At 45.5% G+C, this 19,621-nt stretch carries 14 protein-coding genes; all 14 read left to right on the top strand.

The genetic code is table 11. From position 1 onward, the window contains the following. Positions 1 to 195: 195 nt before the first annotated feature. The 14 genes from L1028_RS01835 to L1028_RS01770 all read left to right on the top strand — a co-directional run bounded on the left by L1028_RS01835 (position 196) and on the right by L1028_RS01770 (position 19,606). On the top strand, positions 196 to 1,632 hold the full coding sequence (locus L1028_RS01835) for an S-layer homology domain-containing protein (protein ID WP_234530522.1): 1,437 nt from the start codon (positions 196 to 198) through the stop codon (positions 1,630 to 1,632). 229 nt (positions 1,633 to 1,861) lie between these two features. Continuing rightward, complete coding sequence (hpf, locus tag L1028_RS01830; RefSeq protein ID WP_042131328.1) at positions 1,862 to 2,410, top strand: ribosome hibernation-promoting factor, HPF/YfiA family; 549 nt, start codon at positions 1,862 to 1,864, stop codon at positions 2,408 to 2,410. A 278-nt stretch (positions 2,411 to 2,688) separates the two neighbouring features. Further along, on the top strand, positions 2,689 to 5,196 hold the full coding sequence (secA, locus tag L1028_RS01825; RefSeq protein WP_234530520.1) for a preprotein translocase subunit SecA: 2,508 nt from the start codon (positions 2,689 to 2,691) through the stop codon (positions 5,194 to 5,196). Between the two features lie 415 nt (positions 5,197 to 5,611). Further along, positions 5,612 to 6,725 (top strand): peptide chain release factor 2 gene (prfB, locus tag L1028_RS01820; protein WP_234530509.1). Its coding sequence is split into 2 segments (ribosomal slippage): positions 5,612 to 5,683 and positions 5,685 to 6,725, totalling 1,113 coding nucleotides; the frame shifts between segments, so codons are not numbered across the junction. A 151-nt stretch (positions 6,726 to 6,876) separates the two neighbouring features. After that, entirely contained in the window at positions 6,877 to 7,761 is an 885-nt protein-coding gene (locus L1028_RS01815) for a YitT family protein (protein WP_234530507.1), read from the top strand. A 175-nt stretch (positions 7,762 to 7,936) separates the two neighbouring features. Beyond that, positions 7,937 to 8,992, top strand: a complete 1,056-nt coding sequence (gene argC / locus L1028_RS01810; protein ID WP_423803001.1) for an N-acetyl-gamma-glutamyl-phosphate reductase — start codon at positions 7,937 to 7,939, stop codon at positions 8,990 to 8,992. Positions 8,993 to 9,012: 20 nt separating this feature from the next. Further along, complete coding sequence (gene argJ / locus L1028_RS01805; protein WP_234530506.1) at positions 9,013 to 10,245, top strand: bifunctional ornithine acetyltransferase/N-acetylglutamate synthase; 1,233 nt, start codon at positions 9,013 to 9,015, stop codon at positions 10,243 to 10,245. Positions 10,246 to 10,287: 42 nt separating this feature from the next. Beyond that, positions 10,288 to 11,118: an acetylglutamate kinase gene (gene argB, locus L1028_RS01800; RefSeq protein WP_234530504.1), complete on the top strand. Its 831-nt coding sequence runs from the start codon at positions 10,288 to 10,290 to the stop codon at positions 11,116 to 11,118. Positions 11,119 to 11,188: 70 nt separating this feature from the next. Then, a complete protein-coding gene (locus tag L1028_RS01795) occupies positions 11,189 to 12,475 on the top strand; it encodes an aspartate aminotransferase family protein (protein WP_234530502.1) in 1,287 nt (428 codons plus the stop codon). Next, complete coding sequence (gene argF, locus L1028_RS01790) at positions 12,472 to 13,440, top strand: ornithine carbamoyltransferase (protein WP_234530500.1); 969 nt, start codon at positions 12,472 to 12,474, stop codon at positions 13,438 to 13,440. The genes L1028_RS01795 and argF overlap by 4 nt, the downstream gene beginning before the upstream one ends. 668 nt (positions 13,441 to 14,108) lie before the next feature. Then, on the top strand, positions 14,109 to 15,344 hold the full coding sequence (locus L1028_RS01785) for an argininosuccinate synthase (RefSeq protein ID WP_234530490.1): 1,236 nt from the start codon (positions 14,109 to 14,111) through the stop codon (positions 15,342 to 15,344). Between the two features lie 94 nt (positions 15,345 to 15,438). Further along, positions 15,439 to 16,854 (top strand): argininosuccinate lyase, encoded by a 1,416-nt coding sequence (gene argH, locus L1028_RS01780; RefSeq protein ID WP_234530488.1) that lies wholly within the window; start codon positions 15,439 to 15,441, stop codon positions 16,852 to 16,854. A gap of 145 nt (positions 16,855 to 16,999) precedes the next feature. Then, on the top strand, positions 17,000 to 18,199 hold the full coding sequence (locus L1028_RS01775) for a phosphoenolpyruvate hydrolase family protein (RefSeq protein WP_234530486.1): 1,200 nt from the start codon (positions 17,000 to 17,002) through the stop codon (positions 18,197 to 18,199). Positions 18,200 to 18,397: 198 nt separating this feature from the next. Continuing rightward, a complete protein-coding gene (locus tag L1028_RS01770) occupies positions 18,398 to 19,606 on the top strand; it encodes a Tm-1-like ATP-binding domain-containing protein (protein WP_234530484.1) in 1,209 nt (402 codons plus the stop codon). The last annotated feature ends 15 nt before the right edge of the window (positions 19,607 to 19,621 follow it).

Below are 19,621 nucleotides of genomic sequence, written 5' to 3'. Positions count from 1 at the left end.
GTTAATAGAAAGAAAATAGCGTACTTTGTAAATTTTTAATATGGAAAATGTTAGAACTCTCCGAAATGTGGGTAATAGCTTTACGTTGAGCTGTTTATCTTGCCTCGACGCACACTATGTTAGCCTAGGCCAATACTTCCATGAGAGATTCATATAGCCTATGCTATCAAAACTTTTAGGAGGATGATTAGCAGGATGAAAAAGAAGTTGCGCGGTCTCATGACCGGAGTTTTAGGAGTTAGCATGTTATTAGGATCTCTTGGCAGCGTATCTGCTGCCTCCGTACCTAAGGATATTCAAGGTCACTGGGCCCAAGCTCAGCTACAGGAATGGTTAGATAGTGGATACCTTGGAGGATACCCAGATGGTACAGTTAAACCCAACAAGGCAATTACACGTGGAGAGTATGTGACTCTGGTAAATCGCCTGTTCGGTTTTAAAGAAAAAGCAACTGTAAGCTTTAAAGATATGAAAAGCACAAACTGGAACTACAGTGAAGTGGCTAAAGCCGTGGAAGCTGGCTATATCGGAGGATACGAGGACAATACGTTCCGTCCTAATAGTCCGCTCACAAGACAAGAGGCAGCAGTAATGGCTGCGAAATTACTTAAATTGAGCACCAATAGCACTACTAGCAAATTTAAAGACAATGCACAAATTGCAGCATGGGCAAAAGGTGCAGTAGCCGCTGCAGCGGATAAGAAGATTATTAACGGTTATCCGGATGGAACCTTCGGTCCTAAGAGATCGTTAACACGTGCAGAGGCTGTAGGTATCATCAATACCTCAGTCATCTATTACCCAGGTAGCGGCACAGGCGGTGGAGTAATTCCTACCCCAACGCCAACGGCTACTCCGACTCCAACAGCTACCCCAACGCCAACAGCTACTCCAGGTGGCAGTACTGGTGGTGGATCTGGCGGCGGTAACGGTGGCGGAGAAAATGAAACAAAACCAACCGTAACTGGGGCAACCTATGGTAACGTTGGTTCGGTAACAGCCGATGTATACCTGACATCTTCGGTAACAGGCTTAGTGTACTATGTTGTAGCTCCTTATACTACTAATGTAAGTGCACCAAGTGCCCTGCAAGTAGAAAAAGGACAACTTAGTGACGGAACTGCAAGCGTATATCATGGTAGCGCTGCTGCTGTAGGTAATACTAAGGTTACATTCTCGGTTTACGGATTGAATCCTGGTACGGAGTATGCGACTTACATTGCAGTAGCTGATGCTTCAGGTAAACTTTCTGATGTAACTACAGTCCGATTAACTACTGCTCAGGCAACTGCAAACTCGATTACGCTTTTTGAACCAGGACAAGTAGGTACAGTTACAGCAGATGTATATGTTAAATATGGTTTGACAGGTGCCGCTCCCACCCCAGTAAGATATGTAGTATTGCCTGCTAATGAAAAAGCGCCTAGTGCAGCGCAAATTTCTTTAGGTCAGAATAGTGCTGGTACAGCATTGACTGCTCCATGGACGGACACACTTACTTTTGCTCCTGGTGTAAAGCATAAGCATACTTTGACTGGATTGACTGCGAATACTGCCTATAAGGTATACGTTATTACAGGATCAGGTACACAATTGTCACCTGTAGAAATCATCCGAATTCATACTAAGTAACTTAATCTTATACTGTCTCAGTTTGGGAATATAAGAATGGAATTCGTTCTATAATAACGACAGGTTTACTCTTGGTCCGGTGAGGCGAATAGTTGCTCTTACCGGACTTGTTTTATTTGTGAACACTACGACAATATTTGTTATCTAATTGTAAGGGCTGTAAGGAATTACTTTTTACTTAGCCTTAACAATTTGGTATAATGAAGGTGTAACTAAAGGAGGAGTGGCCATGCAATTCACCATTCGAGGTCAACAAATTGACGTGACCGACGCTTTGAGAGAATATGTTGATAAGAAGCTCAGCAAACTTGAGAAGTATTTCGAAGCACCCCCTACCTCTGAAGGGTCTGTGACGCTTGGCGTAGTTCGCGGCCTTCATACGGTGGAAGTAACCATTCCGCTTGCTGGCGTGACGCTTCGTGCCGAAGACCGCAGCGATGACATGTATGCTTCCATAGATGCCGTTGTGGACAAGCTGGAACGTCAAATTCGCAAACACAAAACGAAGATCAACCGTAAGTTCCGTCAAGAGGGACTCAAGACGCTGTTTGTGGATGGAGCTAGTACCGCTGTTGCTGTAGAAGAACAAGATTATGATGATTTAGAAGTTGTGCGGAACAAACGCTTTACGATGAAACCGATGGATGTGGAAGAAGCAATTCTTCAAATGAACATGGTAGGGCATAATTTCTTTGTGTTTTCCAATATCGACACCTCTGAAGTGAGCGTAGTTTACAAACGTGATGATGGTAAATATGGACTGATTGAACAGGGCTAAGTTACAATGATGCCAGTTATGCTCTAAGTATAAAGGGCCTCGAGAGTTAGTCAGAACCTAAGAAATTTAAACCGAGCCCCTATTCGCTGCAAGCGAATAGGGCTCTTGTGCGTATAAGTGACTATATTGAAAAATGTGGCTGATACACCTTGTATTGCGGCATCTCTTACAAACTGTTACAATTTATGAAGCAGCGGAATCGAATTTATAAATGGCCCTTTCAATTTTGTGAGGATGGGCTCGGTTCCACCATCTGTGTTGCATGAAAGGGGTTAACCATGCTAGGACTTGTAAAGAAAATATTCGGAGACACCAACGATCGTGACGTTAAACGTCTCATGAAGACAGTCGATGTAATTAATGGATTGGAACCGGAATTTGTAAAGCTATCTGATGAACAGTTACAAGCTAAGACAGCAGAATTCCGTACCCGTATTGAAAAAGGCGAAACTCTGGAAGAAATTCTTCCTGAGGCATTTGCAACCGTACGTGAAGCTTCCAAGCGGACACTGGGTATGCGGCATTTTGATGTGCAGTTAATTGGTGGTATGGCTCTGCATGAAGGCCGAATCTCCGAGATGAAAACTGGTGAAGGTAAGACACTAGTAGGTACATTGCCAGTGTATTTGAATGCTTTGCTAGGTAAAGGCGTACACGTAGTAACGGTCAATGACTATTTGGCTCAGCGCGACAGCGCACAAATGGCACAAATCTATAACTTCCTGGGCATGACGGTTGGGGTTAACCTAAGCGGTATGGACCATGCTGATAAACAAGCTGCTTATGCCTGCGATATTACGTATGGCACGAACAACGAATTTGGTTTCGATTATTTGCGTGACAACATGGTGCTTTATAAAGAGCAAATGGTTCAGCGCCCTCTGTATTTCTGTATTATTGATGAAGTGGACTCTATTCTTATTGATGAAGCACGTACACCTCTTATTATTTCCGGACAAGCTGAGAAGTCTACAGAATTGTATTTTTCAGCAGACCGTTTCGTGAAGAAGCTTAAGGCTGAAGAAGACTATACGGTAGATATTAAAGTGAAGTCTGTAGCCTTGACTGAAAAAGGTGTAGCTACTGCTGAGCGCGCTTTTGGTATCGAGAACTTGTATGATCACAGTCATGTAACCTTGAATCACCATATCGTCCAAGCCCTGAAAGCAAATGTAATTATGCGTCGTGACGTAGATTACGTTGTGAATGAGGGTGAGGTCGTTATTGTTGATGAATTTACGGGACGCCTAATGTCGGGTCGTCGCTATAGCGATGGGTTGCACCAAGCGATTGAAGCGAAGGAAGAAATCGAAGTACAGAACGAGAGTATGACGCTTGCTACGATTACTTTCCAGAACTACTTCCGTATGTATCGCAAACTGGGCGGTATGACAGGTACAGCGAAGACTGAGGAAGAAGAATTCAAGAAGATTTATGGTCTTGAGGTTCTTCAGGTTCCTACCAATAAGCCGAACAAGCGCGATGATATGCCGGATGTTGTCTACAAGAGTGAGAACGGTAAGTTCAAGGCTGTTGTGGAAGAAATTGTAGAACGTCACAAAAAGAACCAGCCTGTCCTGGTTGGTACAGTGTCGATCGAGAATTCAGAGCTCGTATCTGAAATGCTGAAGCGCAAAGGTGTTAGACACCAAGTACTTAACGCGAAGCATCATGCTGCGGAAGCAGAAATCATTACCCATGCAGGTCAGCCAGGTACAGTTACGATTGCTACCAACATGGCTGGACGTGGTACGGACATCGTTCTGGGTGAAGGTGTGACGGATCTTGGAGGTCTGCATATCATTGGTACAGAGCGTCATGAATCGCGCCGGATTGATAACCAGCTGCGCGGTCGTGCGGGTCGTCAAGGTGACCCTGGTTCTACACAATTCTACTTGTCGCTTGGCGATGAGCTCATGAAGCGTTTTGGTGCTGACAACGTTCTGACTATGATGGATCGTCTCGGATTCGAGGAAGATCAGCCGATTGAGAGCCGCATGATCACACGTGCTGTAGAATCTGCTCAGAAACGTGTTGAAGGCAATAACTTTGATATCCGTAAAGTCGTATTGCAATATGATGACGTGATGAATCAACAGCGTGAAATTATTTATAAACAACGCCGTGAGATTCTGGAGTCCGATAATATTAAAGATATCGTGCTTGAAATGATCAAGCCTGTGATTGAGCGTATCGTTCTCGCACACTGTAGCGATGATATTCCTGAGAACTGGGAACTGCAAGAAGTTGCTGATTACGTAAACAGCAAGCTGCTTGAAGAAGGTGCTTTGACCCGTGATATTCTATGGGGTAAGGAAGCAGAGGAGATCATTGAGTTCATTTTCGCACGTGTGCTTGAGAAATATGCTGCACGTGAAGAACGTCTGGGTTCAGAACTTGTTCGTGAATTCGAGAAGGTAATCGTGCTTCGTTCCGTAGATAGCAAATGGATGGATCATATTGATGCAATGGATCAATTGCGTCAAGGGATTCACTTGCGTGCTTACGGTGGTACGGATCCACTTCGTGAGTATCAATTCGAAGGTTTTGAGATGTTTAATACTATGACTGCTACGATTCAAGAAGAAGTAGCTACTTATATTATGAAGGCACACATCGAGGCGAATCAGGAACGTCAATCCGTTATTGATGAAGACAAGATCTCTACAAACAGCGAACCTGTTGAGAAACGTCCGGTTCATGTTGAGGCTGTGACTGGCCGTAACGATCTTTGCCCTTGCGGAAGCGGCAAGAAGTACAAGAATTGCCACGGTCAAAACGCATAAGACAAACGTTTAGGAATACACATATTTAGCGTTCTAAGGATAGATGAGGTTGGCATTGGAATGTGGTTTTCTTTGTTCTTGCCTCTCATCTAGTCCTTATTATCGCTTCCATGGGTATACTAACCATAAAGAGCGGCTGGGCCCGGGGGTATCCCCCGTTTACGGCCCAGTCGCTTTTTTGGATCTTTAGCACTTGAGTGAATGTGGAATGGAGAGAAAGTTTGGAACTGGAGAAGCGTAGCGCTCGCCTTTATCTTCAGATTCCAACCGCAAGTGCGGTTATCTAATCAAGGAATCTGAGGATAACAGCGATCGGAAGTCCAATCCTTCTCGGAATGGCTGAACATTCACTCACCCACTAACTATCCATTAGAGCAAAGACCGTATCAACCTATTTTGAAAGGTGAAGTGACCTATGATAGAACCAAATGTAAAGCAGGATCTGCGTGAAATAGGCAAGAAACTAACTGACCTTAGGGGGTCTCTTTGACTTAGATCTTAAGCAAGAGATGATTTCTAACTTTGAAGAGAAAATGGCGGCTCCAGGATTCTGGGATAATAGTGAGCAAGCGCAAAGCGTAATTGCCGAGATGAACGCTGTGAAATCTTCCGTAGATCAATACGAGAAGCTTCAACAGGAATACGATGATGCTGCGATGATGGCAGAGCTCGCTGATGAAGAGGGCGATGCGGATCTGGCAGCGGAAATTGGGGAAACAATCAGCGGCTTAGGCCGTAAAGTGGACGAATTTGAGCTGCAATTGCTGCTTAACCAGCCGTATGACAAGCTGAATGCAATTCTTGAGCTTCATCCGGGTGCTGGCGGAACGGAATCCCAAGACTGGGGACAAATGCTGCTACGTATGTACACGCGCTGGGCTGAAAAACGTGGATTCAAGGTTGAGGTGTTGGACTATTTACCGGGTGATGAAGCAGGAATTAAGAGTGTCACGCTACTTATTAAAGGCTTCAACGCCTACGGATACCTAAAAGCTGAGAAGGGTGTCCATCGGCTTGTACGGATCTCTCCGTTTGACTCTTCGGGCAGAAGGCATACTTCTTTTGTATCCTGTGATGTCGTTCCGGAAATTGCCGATGATGTAGACGTTGAGATTCGTACTGAGGATCTGAAAATCGATACGTATCGGGCGAGCGGCGCCGGTGGACAGCATATTAATACCACGGACTCTGCGGTACGGATTACTCACTTGCCCTCGGGCGTGGTGGTAACCTGTCAGAACGAACGTTCACAGATCAAAAACCGCGAGCAGGCGATGAAGATGCTGCGTTCCAAGCTCTATGAGCGCAAACTGCAAGAACAGCAACAGCATTTGGATGAGATTCGCGGCGAGCAATCAGACATTGCTTGGGGCAGTCAGATTCGTTCTTACGTATTCCATCCGTACAACATGGTTAAAGATCACCGTACTTCCGTGGAAACGGGGAATGTGGGTTCTGTGATGGACGGAGATATTGATGCATTCATTGATGGGTACTTGCGTAGCCAGATCAAGGTTGAGGCGGATTAAGGGGTTTTTTCGAGAATATAGGAAAGTATAAGCTTACTCCATACTTTATCTTTATATTTTTTAAGGGGAAACGGATACCATTCTTTGATATGGATGGAATAGCCGTTTCTTCTTACGTAGAGCAAGATGACACTTTAAGGAGCGCCATGAAATGCAAAAAATCAATTCACGTAATAAGCCCCCACTGATTCCTCTTAATGGGCCACTCCGACATGTAGTGGATACGACACTAATCCTGCTTGGCTCGTTAGTGACAGCGCTGGGGTTTAATCTCTTTTTTCTGCCGAATCATATTGCTTCTGGTGGTGTGTCTGGTCTGTCTGTTTTGGCTGAAGCCTGGTTTGGAGCTGAACCAGCGTATACGCAATGGGCGCTTAATATTCCGCTGTTTGTACTCGGGGTAATTTTCTTAGGTAAGCAATATGGAGTGCGCTCGCTACTTGGGAGCTTTGTGCTGCCGTTGTTTATCCTTGTGACAAAAGATTTACCTGCACCTACAACCAATCCACTCTTAGCCTCCATTTATGGCGGTATCTGTGTCGGGGTGGGGCTGGGACTTGTGTTCCGGGGACGGGGCTCGACAGGTGGCCTTACGATTTTGGCGCAGATTATTCAAAAGCTATCCGGTCTTAGCTTCTCGATTTCCGTAGTGCTGCTGGATGGTACAGTCATTGCGCTGGCTGCCTTTATACTCGGTATGGAGCAAGCGTTATATGCACTGATCGGATTGTTTGTGACAGGGAAGGCCATTAACGCGATAGAAGTCGGCTTCCGCTATACGAAGGTTGCGTACATAATCTCTGACAAGACGGAAGAAATATCTGAAGCGATATTAAATGATTTGGATCGTGGTTTGACGAAGCTGGATGCACATGGCGGGTATACCGGCGATGCACGTACCGTTCTGATGGTAGTGGTAGGCCAGAATGAAGTATCAAGGCTAAAGGCGATAGTCCAATCTGTAGATACAAGTGCATTTGTTGTTATTACCGAAGCACATGAAGTGTTAGGTGAAGGGTTTAAAAGAGAAGCGTAATCTCTCCTAAGTGGGAGGCGATGCTTCTCTTTTTTTGTAAATAAGGTTATATTTAGGGATAATAAAGTTCACACAATGTGTTGTATTTATATTAATAGGGATGTATAATAATACATATTTCTAAGACGGAATGCATTATATTAAATAATATATTCATGATAAGCAGGAAGTGGGGATGACAGTGGAAGGCAAGCTGAGGACGGCGATTGTTGGATCAACGGGTTATGGAGGCGTAGAGCTGATTCGGCTACTACAAAGTCATCCAAAAGTAGAGATTACTTCGGTAATTTCCTCATCTAGTGCAGGGGATGCGATAGAGGAAGGGTTTCCTCATTTGACGGGCATTATTGACCGAAGGCTGGATGGCGTTGATCCGGCGCAGATGGCTGAGCGGGCGGATGTGGTTTTTACGGCTACGCCGTCTGGTGTAAGTGCCAAGCTGGTGCCGCAGCTGCTGGAAGCTGGACTTAAGGTAGTGGATCTGTCCGGTGACTTTCGATTAAAGGACGGTTCAGAGTATGAGCACTGGTATAAACATCCGGCTCCGGCTGATGAATATCTAGAGCAGGCTGTATACGGACTTTGCGAGGTGTTCGGAGAGCGTGCGGCTGGGGTTGATTTTATATCTAATCCAGGCTGTTATCCTACGGCTACACTTCTTGGACTAATTCCTGCGATTCAGGCAGGCTGGATTAAACATGACAGTATTATTATTGATGCTAAATCCGGGGTTACCGGTGCAGGACGCGGAACGAGCCTGATGGTGCATTATGCAGAGATAAACGAGAACTTAAAAACTTATAAAATAAATAAACATCAACATATACCAGAAATCGAGCAGACACTCACGGAGATTGCTGGAGAAAAGGTAACCGTAACGTTCACCACACATCTCGTGCCGATGAGCCGAGGAATTATGAGTACGATGTATGCAGGAATGAAGGGCAATTATACGGATCAGGATTTTGTGGATTTATATCGTGAATATTATGCGGGCAGACCTTATGTGCGGGTGCGCGATGTAGGTGTGATTCCAGCGACAAAAGAAGTTAGCGGCTCTAATTATTGTGATATCGGATTTGCGACAGATGCTCGTACAGGGCGGGTGACCATAGTCTCCGTCATTGATAACGTTGTAAAAGGTGCGGCAGGTCAGGCAATACAGAACCTTAATTTGATGATGGGATGGGAGGAAACCCTTGGCCTCGGCTACACACCTGTGTATCCATAAGGATCAGCGGTACAAATAACATGAGCGAGATTGAATTGTTTACTGCCTTGGAAGGTGGAAGCATTACTTCACCTAAAGGATTTAAGTCCGGAGGACTGCACTGTGGATTGAAAAAAACAGACCGCAACGATCTCGGAGTGATTCTTTGTGAGGTTCCAGCTACGGCTGCTGCCGTGTATACGACAAATGTTTTTCAGGCGGCTCCGCTGAAGGTGACGCGAGAAAGTATTGTGAACGGAACGTTGCAGGCGGTAGTCGTGAACAGCGGGAATGCTAATGCCTGCACAGGTGAACAAGGCGAGGCCGATGCTTATGAGATGCGCGCTGCTGCGGCTCAACATTTGGGTGTAGAGGTTAATGATGTTGCTGTTGCTTCGACTGGTGTGATCGGTGAGCTGCTGAAGATGGATTGCGTACGTAGCGGTATTGCTGCATTGCCAGAGAAGCTGGACGGTGGGGCTGCTGGAGCGGAAGAATTTTGTCAGGCCATACTTACAACTGATTTAGTTAAAAAAGAGGTTGCCGTGAAGGTGCTTGTTGGCGGTGTAGAAGTTACTATTGCTGGAGCCGCGAAGGGCTCTGGGATGATTCATCCTAACATGGCTACCATGCTTGGATTTATGACAACAGATGCTGATATTTCAGCGGAGGATTTACACAGTCTACTTCGTTCTGCTACCAATGTTACTTTCAATATGATTACAGTGGATGGAGATACTAGCACCAATGATATGTTAGTGTCGATGGCTAGTGGGCTTGCAGGTAATGAGAAGCTGACCCGATTGCATCCGGATTGGGACGCTTTTGCTGCAGGATTCACGTATGTCTGCCAGACGCTTGCCAAAGCGATTGCTCGTGATGGAGAAGGTGCAACTCACCTGATTGAGGTTCAAGTGAATGGTGCTGTTCATGACGAAGCTGCTGCAGCGATTGCCAAGACAGTGGTGGGTTCTAGTCTAGTGAAATCTGCTATTTTTGGAGCGGATGCGAACTGGGGACGGATCATTGCTGCGGTTGGACGCGCGGGTGTTCCGGTATCGCCTGAACGTGTAAACATTTCTTTAGGTGATATTGAGGTGCTACTGCACTCGAAGCCGGTTGCTTTTGATGAGGAGAAGGCTTTGGCCTATTTGCAAAAAAGTGAAACTGTGCTGATCACTGTAGATTTGCATGATGGAACCGGAAAGGCTACAGCTTGGGGCTGTGACCTAACTTACGATTATGTGCGTATTAACGCTGCATATCGTACCTAATTTGTGGCGTGATTAAGCCCACAAGGGAAGGATACCGAACATATGACGCTAAATAGCGAGCTTGAACTTATAGATGCATTAGATGGTAGTGGATTGTTTGTGATGAAATGCGGGGGCAGTACGTTGGCTGCTCTTCCTGATTCTTTTTTCGAAGATTTACGAGATTTGCAGCAGGAAGGCATTCAGCCTGTGATTGTTCATGGCGGAGGGCCAGCCATTTCAGAGAATCTAGCAAAGCTGGGCATTGAAAGCAGCTTCGTGAACGGTCTGCGAGTAACCACCGAGGCAGTACTAGATGTCGTAGAGATGACGCTGGCAGGGAGTATCAACAAGGCGATTGTAAGACGAATTCAAGGAAGTGGTGGTCTAGCTCTAGGACTATCCGGCATCGATGGAAATATGATTACTGCTAGACCCGTAGCTAATAGCGCTGAAGTAGGTTTGGTAGGAGAAGTAACGGAAGTAAAAGCTGAGATTGTAACTGGTATTGTTGGGATGGGTTATATTCCTGTCATTGCACCGATCGGTGTAGATGCTGCAGGTCAGCGCTACAATATTAATGCAGATACAGCAGCAGGGGCAGTCGCTTCTTATGTACAGTCTCCCCAAATGATTGTAGTCACAGATGTACCTGGTATCATGAGTACGGTGGAGGGTCAAAAGATTGTGCTTCCATCCGTTACCGTACAGGAAATCGAAGCTTTAATTGAAAGTGGAGAAATCTACGGCGGCATGATCCCTAAAGTACGGGCAGCTATCGATTGCATTCAAGGCAGCGTTTCAGAGGTTATCATTGTGGATGGAAAAGAACCGCGGGTGCTTAGCCGAGTACTACAAGGTGAAGCAATAGGCACACGTATTATTCGTTCGTAGAATCATAGATGAATATCATTTAGAGGTGCAGCCTGGTACACAGGAGCACAAGATGGGAGAGTGACTTAGAATGAGCAAGCTTACACAAGCTGAATTGGATCCGCAAGCAGGGGCACAGCAGACCGATACAGTAGGATCAGGTACACCGGATGTTGCAGCAGGCAAGCTGAGCGCGGTATTCCCTTCTTACGCCAGATATGATCTCAGCTTAGTGAAAGGCAAGGGCACCTGGGTATGGGATGATAAGGGCAACAAGTATCTTGATTTCACAAGTGGATTAGCTGTGACCAGTCTAGGTCATGCTCCTGAAAAAGTCGGTGCGAAGCTAAAGGATCAGATTGATACGCTCTGGCATGTCTCGAACCTGTTCCATATTCCTGGACAGGACAAAGTTGCAAACCTTTTGACAGAGAATAGCTGCGCTGATCAAGTGTTTTTCTGCAATAGTGGGGCAGAAGCGAATGAGGCTGCTATTAAGCTGGCTCGTCGTTATCACCAGAAGGTAAAAGGTGTCGACCGTTATGAAATCATCACATTCGAACAATCCTTCCATGGACGTACACTAGCCACACTAACAGCTACAGGTCAGCAAAAGGTAAAAGAAGGTTTCCTGCCGCTTCCAGCAGGCTTCAAGACTGTACCCTTACATGATCTGCCAGCGTTAGAAGCTGCTATCGGGGATCATACCGCTGCTATCATGCTAGAGATGGTGCTTGCAGAGGGTGGCGTGCTTGAGGTAGAGCCTGAGTTTTTGAACGCTGTAGTGGCACTGTGCAAGAAACACGGATTGCTTCTGATTGTAGATGAGGTACAGACAGGTATGGGACGTACAGGCAAGTTGTTCGCTCATCAGCATTATGGAATTGAACCAGATATTTTCACTTTGGCTAAAGGGATTGCTAGTGGGTTCCCAGCGGGCTTAATGCTTGGCAAAGGGTATTTGCGTGAAGCTTTTTCACCGGGCAGCCATGCGTCCACCTTCGGAGGAACACCGCTCGCAACAGCGGTTATGGCAGCGACGATTGAGACGATGCTGGAGGATGAGCTTCCACAGCGTGCCGAAGAAATGGGTAAGTATCTGACAGGTCTTTTGAAAGAGAAGCTGGCGGACTGTTCGTTTGTGAAGGATATCCGTGGTAAAGGGCTATTGATCGGGATTGAATGTCAATCACCAGCGGGCGATATTGTTTTGGCTGGACAAAAGAAAGGTCTGTTGTTCGTGACAGCAGGTCCTAATGTCCTTCGCTTGCTGCCTAATCTATATGTAAGTAAAGAGGAGATCGACCAAGCGGTAGACATCGTCTCCGAACTCATTCATACTTATGCTAAACAAGCAAACGGGGAGGTAAGCTCATGAGTCAGGGCGTACAGAGTAACAAGATCACCATTGCGCAGCAACTGAAAGGCCGTGATTTACTGGAGCTGAACGATTACAGCCCGGAGGAAATTACGTATCTGATTGATTCGGCGATTGAGCTGAAGAAGAAGCAGAAAAATGGCGAAGAATTTCAGCCGTTGAAGGGGAAAACGATTGGTCTTATTTTTGAAAAATCCTCTACTCGTACGCGCGTGTCGTTTGAAGTTGGAATGTATCAGCTGGGAGGGCATGCCCTTTTCTTGAGCAAAAATGACATTCAGCTTGGACGTGGTGAAACGGTTGGCGATACAGCACAAGTAATGTCACGTTACCTCGACGGAATTATGATCCGTACCTTCGGCCATGACAAAGTAGAGGATCTGGCTCGTTATGCTTCTATTCCAGTAATCAACGGCCTGAGCGACCTGGCACATCCTTGCCAAGTGCTGGCGGATTACCAGACTATTTATGAGCACAAAGGGAAACTTAAAGGCCTGAAGCTGGCTTATATCGGCGATGGCAACAATATGGCGCATTCCCTGATGATTGGCGGAGCTAAGCTGGGCGTGGATGTATCTATCGCTGGACCGGAAGGTTATGAGCCGGATGCAGCGGTTGTAGCAGAAGCCCGTGAGATCGCTAAAAAAACCGGAGCAAAGATTGTGGTCACTCGCAGCCCGCAAGAAGCTGTACAAGACGCTGACGTCATCTACACCGATGTGTGGGCGAGCATGGGCTTCGAAGAGGAGCAAAAGGCGCGTGAAGCGGCATTCAAGGACTATCAGGTCAACGAGGAGCTTGTAAAAGGCGCGAAGAGCGATTATCTCTTCCTGCACTGCCTGCCAGCCCACCGTGAGGAAGAGGTCAGCACAGGCGTGATTGATGGTCCTAACTCGGTCATCTTTGATCAGGCTGAGAACCGCCTGCATGCGCAAAAAGCTTTAATGGCTGCCCTAATGAGTTAAGGAAAAATTTATAGAGTAATAGAATATTAGGATAAAACTTAACTTACCAAAATAGGGAACTATATGGAAAACCTCCCTATAAAGAATTGATTTATTGTCTTTAAAATGGACTATAGGGAAAAACCCCCTGTAAATTGGCTGGTTTGAGTGGAAATGGTACGAATACAGAATTATATAGGGAGGAATTCCCTATAAACCTGAATCTTTGTGTAATAATCAGCTTATTATAGGGAGATTTTCCGCATATCGCATTGTGCCCAGCAATAAATATTCAATACAATATTTCGATATCTAGTTGTTGCTTTAGATCCAATGTTTGAATTTGATGATCACAGAAGCTTAATCTAAGTCGAATTATATAAATCACTATATAAATTGAATTAATGTTGAGCGAAGTTAGGTTTTGGACGATGGAGTAATGGAGCGGAATTTTTGGAACTGTAGGAGCGTAGCGTTCGCCTAAAAGCTTTCCGGAGGAAAGCTCACTTCGAAAGCATAAGCTATCATCAGATTTCATCCGCATAATGCGGTTTGAAATAAAAGAAATCTGATGATAACAACGACCGGAAGTTCAAACGTTCAGTGTAATTGCGATTTATCGTCAGAGTGCTAGCAAAGGCACGTTTATTCTAATTTATACCCCCCACACGAAAGGAAGTTGCCACACCATGGCTAAAGAAAAAATTGTACTCGCCTATTCCGGCGGACTAGATACATCCGTTATTTTGAAATGGCTTAAAGAAACTTATGATGCTGAGATCATTGCCTTTACAGCCGATATCGGCCAAAAGGAAGAGCTCGATGGTCTGGAAGAAAAGGCACTCGCTACTGGCGCATCGAAAGTATACGTCGACGATCTGCGTGATGAATTCGCTAGCGAATTCATCTACCCAATGTTCCAATCCGGCGCGCTTTACGAAGGCCAATACTTGCTCGGAACTAGTATTGCTCGTCCACTGATCGCTAAGCGTATGGTGGATATCGCCATCGCTGAAGGCGCCACGGCTATCGCGCACGGCGCGACAGGTAAAGGGAACGACCAAGTGCGTTTTGAACTTGGCGTAGCTGCTCTAGCACCAAACATTAAAGTAATTGCGCCTTGGCGTTTGGAAGAGTTCCGCAATCAATTCCCGGGTCGTGCGGAAATGATCGCTTATGCGGAAGCTAATGATATTCCGGTACAAGCATCTGCGGCGAAGCCGTATTCGATGGACCGTAACCTGCTGCACATCAGCTATGAGAGCGGCGTATTGGAAGATCCTTGGTTCGATCCAAGTGCACCAGAGAACAAAGGAATGTTCCTACTGAGCAACGCTCCTGAGGATGCTCCGGATGAAGCGGAATATTTGGAACTCGATTTCGTTAAGGGAGACTGCGTAGCCCTGAATGGTGAATCCTTATCCCCACTTCAAGTGATGGAGAAACTGAATGAGCTAGGTGGTAAACACGGTATCGGACGCGTGGATATGGTTGAGAACCGTTTTGTCGGCATGAAGAGCCGTGGAGTGTATGAGACCCCAGGTGGAACGATTCTGTTTGTTGCTCATCGCAAAATGGAGTCCATCACGATGGACCGTGAAGTGATGAACCTGCGTGACAGCCTGATCACTCGTTACAGCACTTTGGTGTATAACGGTTTCTGGTTCGCACCAGAGCGTATTGCACTGCAAGCTCTTGTAACACAGAGCCAGCAAAATGTAACGGGTACTGTTCGTCTTAAACTGTACAAAGGCAACATCATCGGCGCTGGAGTGAAGAGCCCAGTCAGCCTGTACAACCCTGAAATTGCAACGATGGAAGCTGATCCTACACAAGCTTATGATCAAGGGGATGCAACTGGTTTTATCCACTTGAACGCATTGCGCCTTAAAGTTTCTACAGGCGTAAATGGAGCTTCGAAATAGTACGATAACATAAATTTAAACGGGCAACCCCGAAGGCCGTTCCTCCCGTCAGGATAGGAGCGGCCCTCTGGCGTCCAAGAGGAGGAAACTACAGGTGAGCAAGCTTTGGGGCGGACGGTTTACTAAAGGAACAAACAGGCTGGTGGAAGAATATACGGCTTCTATTGGATTTGATAAAGCTTTGGCCAAAGAAGATGTACAAGGCAGTCTGGCGCATGTTACGATGCTGGGCAAATGCGGAATCCTTCCACAAGAAGATGTGGAGATGATTAAGCAAGGTCTGAACAAAGTATTGGACAAGGTTAACGCTGGAGAGGTTGTTTTCTCCGTAGCGGATGAAGACATCCATATGAATATTGAAAAACATCTGATCGAGGAAATCGGTCCGGTCGGTGGTAAACTGCACACAGGACGTAGCCGTAACGATCAGGTGGCAACGGATATGCACCTTTACCTACGGGGCCGTGTAGTTGAGCTAGTTAGCTTGCTGCATGAATTGCAGGAAGCTTTGATCGAGCAGGCCAAAGATAATGTGGAGACGATCATCCCTGGTTACACGCATTTGCAGCGGGCACAACCGATCCTGTTTGCTCATCACTTGTTGGCTTACGTATCCATGTTCCGCCGCGATGCGGAGCGTTTGACGGACAGCTACAAACGGATCAACGTTCTGCCACTCGGAGCAGGAGCGCTTGCGGGAACGACCTTCCCGATTGACCGCCATTTTGTAGCAGAGCAATTGGGCTTTGACAGTGTGTACGAGAACAGCCTGGATGCTGTCAGCGACCGCGATTTCATCGTTGAGTTTCTGGCAAATGCTGCGCTTGTAATGACTCACCTATCCAGACTCAGCGAGGAACTAGTGTTGTGGAGCAGCACGGAGTTCAGCTTTGTGGAACTGGATGATGCATTCTGCACAGGCAGCAGCATTATGCCACAGAAGAAGAACCCTGACGTTCCAGAATTGGTACGGGGCAAAACAGGTCGCGTATACGGCAACCTGATTGGCTTGCTAACTGTTCTGAAATCTCTGCCACTAGCGTACAACAAGGATATGCAGGAAGATAAAGAGGGCATGTTCGATACTGTTACTACGTTGACTGGTGCGCTGCAATTGTTCGCGCCGATGATCTCCACCATGAAGGTGAACAAGGGACGTATGCGTGAAGCCGTGAACACGGACTTCTCGAATGCAACGGATATTGCCGACTTCTTGGTAGGCAAAGGTCTTCCTTTCCGCCAAGCACATGAAGTAATCGGAAAAACAGTGCTCTACTGCATTAACGAAGGCAAGTTCCTGCTGGATCTGACGTTGGAAGAGTTCATGCAATTCTCACCGCTGTTCGACGAGAATATCTATGCGGTTCTTCAACCGGAAGCTGTAGTTAACGCCCGCAATGTTTATGGCGGCACAGCCACCGTTCAGGTGAAAGCTGCAATCGAACGCGCGGAGCAGGCACTGCACGAAGCTAATGAATGGGTTGTAAAACACGGTGACGCTATATTGTAAACCGTATCAATATCAAATCTCGCCTCAGACTTTAATAGGTCGTAGGCGAGATTTTTTTTATCTAAAGGGGCTCTAATTTCAACACGACTGGATTCACAGTGTTCTTTACGGTTATCCTTAGAGGAGGGTTAGGAGGGGCGTAAGTATGAGTAGAGAGCAGATCCTAGACGAGCTTAGATCGCAATTAGAACTGGGGAATCATATTATTGGAGTAGCCACAGGTGCGGGAATAACGGCAAAGTATGCGAAGCAGGGGGGAGCAGACTTCCTTCTGATGTTAAACTCGGGTAAATTCCGGCAGATGGGGAGGAGCTCTCTCGCTGGGATTTTGCCATTTTGCAATAGTAATGATATGGTGATGGACTTCGCGTCTAGGGAAATCATCCCTTTGGTAAGAGATATTCCTATTATTTTTGGCCTTAATGCAACCGATCCGACAAAAGATATGGAAACCTACATTAGTGAGATAAAGAATAAGGGATTTTCCGGAATTAATAACTACCCCACAGTTGGATTAATAGATGGTCAATTTGGAGAAGCGCTCGGAGAAGAAGGTAATGGTTATCTACTCGAAGTAGAAGCTATAAGGATCGCCCATGAAAAGGATTTGTTTACCATTGCTTTTGTATTTGACGAAATTCAAGCTGCTCAGATGATCGAGGCAGGAGCAGATATTATTTGTGCACATTTAGGCTTAACTGAAGGGGGATTATTAGGAGCCAAAAAAGTATTCTCTCTGGAAGCTGCCAAGGCTAAGGCGGACAAGATTTTTAATACATGCAATGCGCTAAAGCCAGATTTAATTAAATTAGTTTATGGTGGTCCCGTGAAAACGCCAATTGATGTGCAGTATATGTACAGCAATAATCAAAACTTGATGGGGTACATCGGGGGCTCTGCTTTTGAAAGAATTCCATCGGAGAAGTCGATTACTAATATAACCAAAGCTTTTAAAGTGTCGGGGACGCTGGATGAAGATGATTTTATGGTCAAAATGTTAGATGGCATCACAAAGCACTATGATTATGTTGAATTTGTAAAAGAATACGTAGCTCAAAATTATATGAATGAGATCTTGTTTGCAGATTTAGCTAAGGTGGCGCATGTATCCCGAAGTTACTTAAGTAGTTTGTTTACCAAAAAAGTAGGCTGCAGCTTTCAAACGTATCTCGTACAATTTCGGATGGATAAGGCAGCGGAAATATTACATAGAGACCATATCCAGTTATCTGAGCTAGCGCCATTAGTTGGGTACCAAGACTATGCGCAGTTTAGCAAAATGTTTAAGAAGTATAAAGGGTTCTCTCCAAAACAATATAAATCTAACATAAACACAAAAACATAGGACATAAAAGCGTTTTCATTCATAAATCAAAGAAGTATGATTAACTCATAAGTTGATCATGCTTTTTTGAAATATAAGAAAGTATAAGTTTCACATTATACATTATCCTTATATTTCTCGTTTAAACGCTTGCCGTCCTCGAAAGGACGCCGAAGGCATTTATACTTGTTGCAGATATTTGAAGAGGAGGTTGAAGAAATGAAGACGATTGCCATTGCCGGAACTTTTGACACCAAGGGTGAAGAATATCTCTACATTAAAAATTTGCTGGAAAGCTTGGAACTGGGTACGTTCACGATTCATACGGGTGTGTTTGAACCCACTTTTACACCGGATATCTCTAACCGAGAAGTAGCAGCAGCCGCGGGTGTAAGTATAGATGAGCTCGTTGCCAAGAAAGATAGAGCACTAGCAACAGAATTATTATCTAAAGGTATGGAAAAATTAGTACCTGAATTATACAAGCAAGGCAAATTTGATGGAATTATCTCCTTTGGGGGCACTGGAGGGACTTCACTTGTAACCCCTGGTATGCGGGCATTGCCTATTGGTGTACCAAAAGTGATGGTTTCGACCGTAGCTTCAGGGAATACTGCTCCATATGTAGGCACTAGTGATATTGTCATGATGCCATCCGTAGTAGATGTTGCAGGACTGAACTCCATTTCAACAAAGATTTTTACCAATGCAGCCTTCGCCATCGCCGGTATGCTTAAATTTGAGAATAAACAAGTGATAGAGAAAAAGCCACTAGTAGCTACAACAATGTTTGGGGTAACAACACCTTGTGTAACGGCAGCCCGTAACTATCTTGAAGCTAGAGGATATGAAGTGCTTGTATTCCATGCTACAGGTGTAGGTGGCCAGTCCATGGAAGCGCTAATCGAGGCTGGTTTTATTGAAGGCGTATTGGATCTGACCACAACAGAATGGGCGGACGAAATTATTGGTGGTGTGCTAAATGCTGGACCTCATCGGTTAGAAGCTGCTGGAAAACATCATATTCCACAGGTTGTATCGGTAGGCGCGCTTGATATGTGCAACTTTGGCCCTTATGATACGGTACCCGAGAAATTTGCTGGACATAAGTTCTATAAGCATAACCCTACAGTTACTTTGATGAGAACAACGGTAGAAGAAAATGAAGCTATCGGCAAAAAGCTTGTCGAGAAATTAAATATGGCCAAAGAGAAAACGGTATTAATGTTGCCTCTTAAAGGGATATCCGGCATTGATGTTGCAGGGGAAGCTTTTTATGGCGTAGAGGAAGATCAAATGTTATTTGATACCTTGAGAAATGGTGTGAACAGAAATGTTGTCGAGGTTATCGAAATGGATTGTGCCATTAATGATGTAGAGTTTGCAGAAGCCGCAGCGCAGAAGCTAATAGATCTCATGAGCAAATAACACTAATCACAGAAC

It is taken from the genome of Paenibacillus pseudetheri, assembly GCF_924513355.1.
GTDB classification, from domain to species: Bacteria; Bacillota; Bacilli; order Paenibacillales; family Paenibacillaceae; genus Paenibacillus_AQ; species Paenibacillus_AQ pseudetheri.
This window is presented reverse-complemented; position numbering and strand designations above follow the sequence as displayed.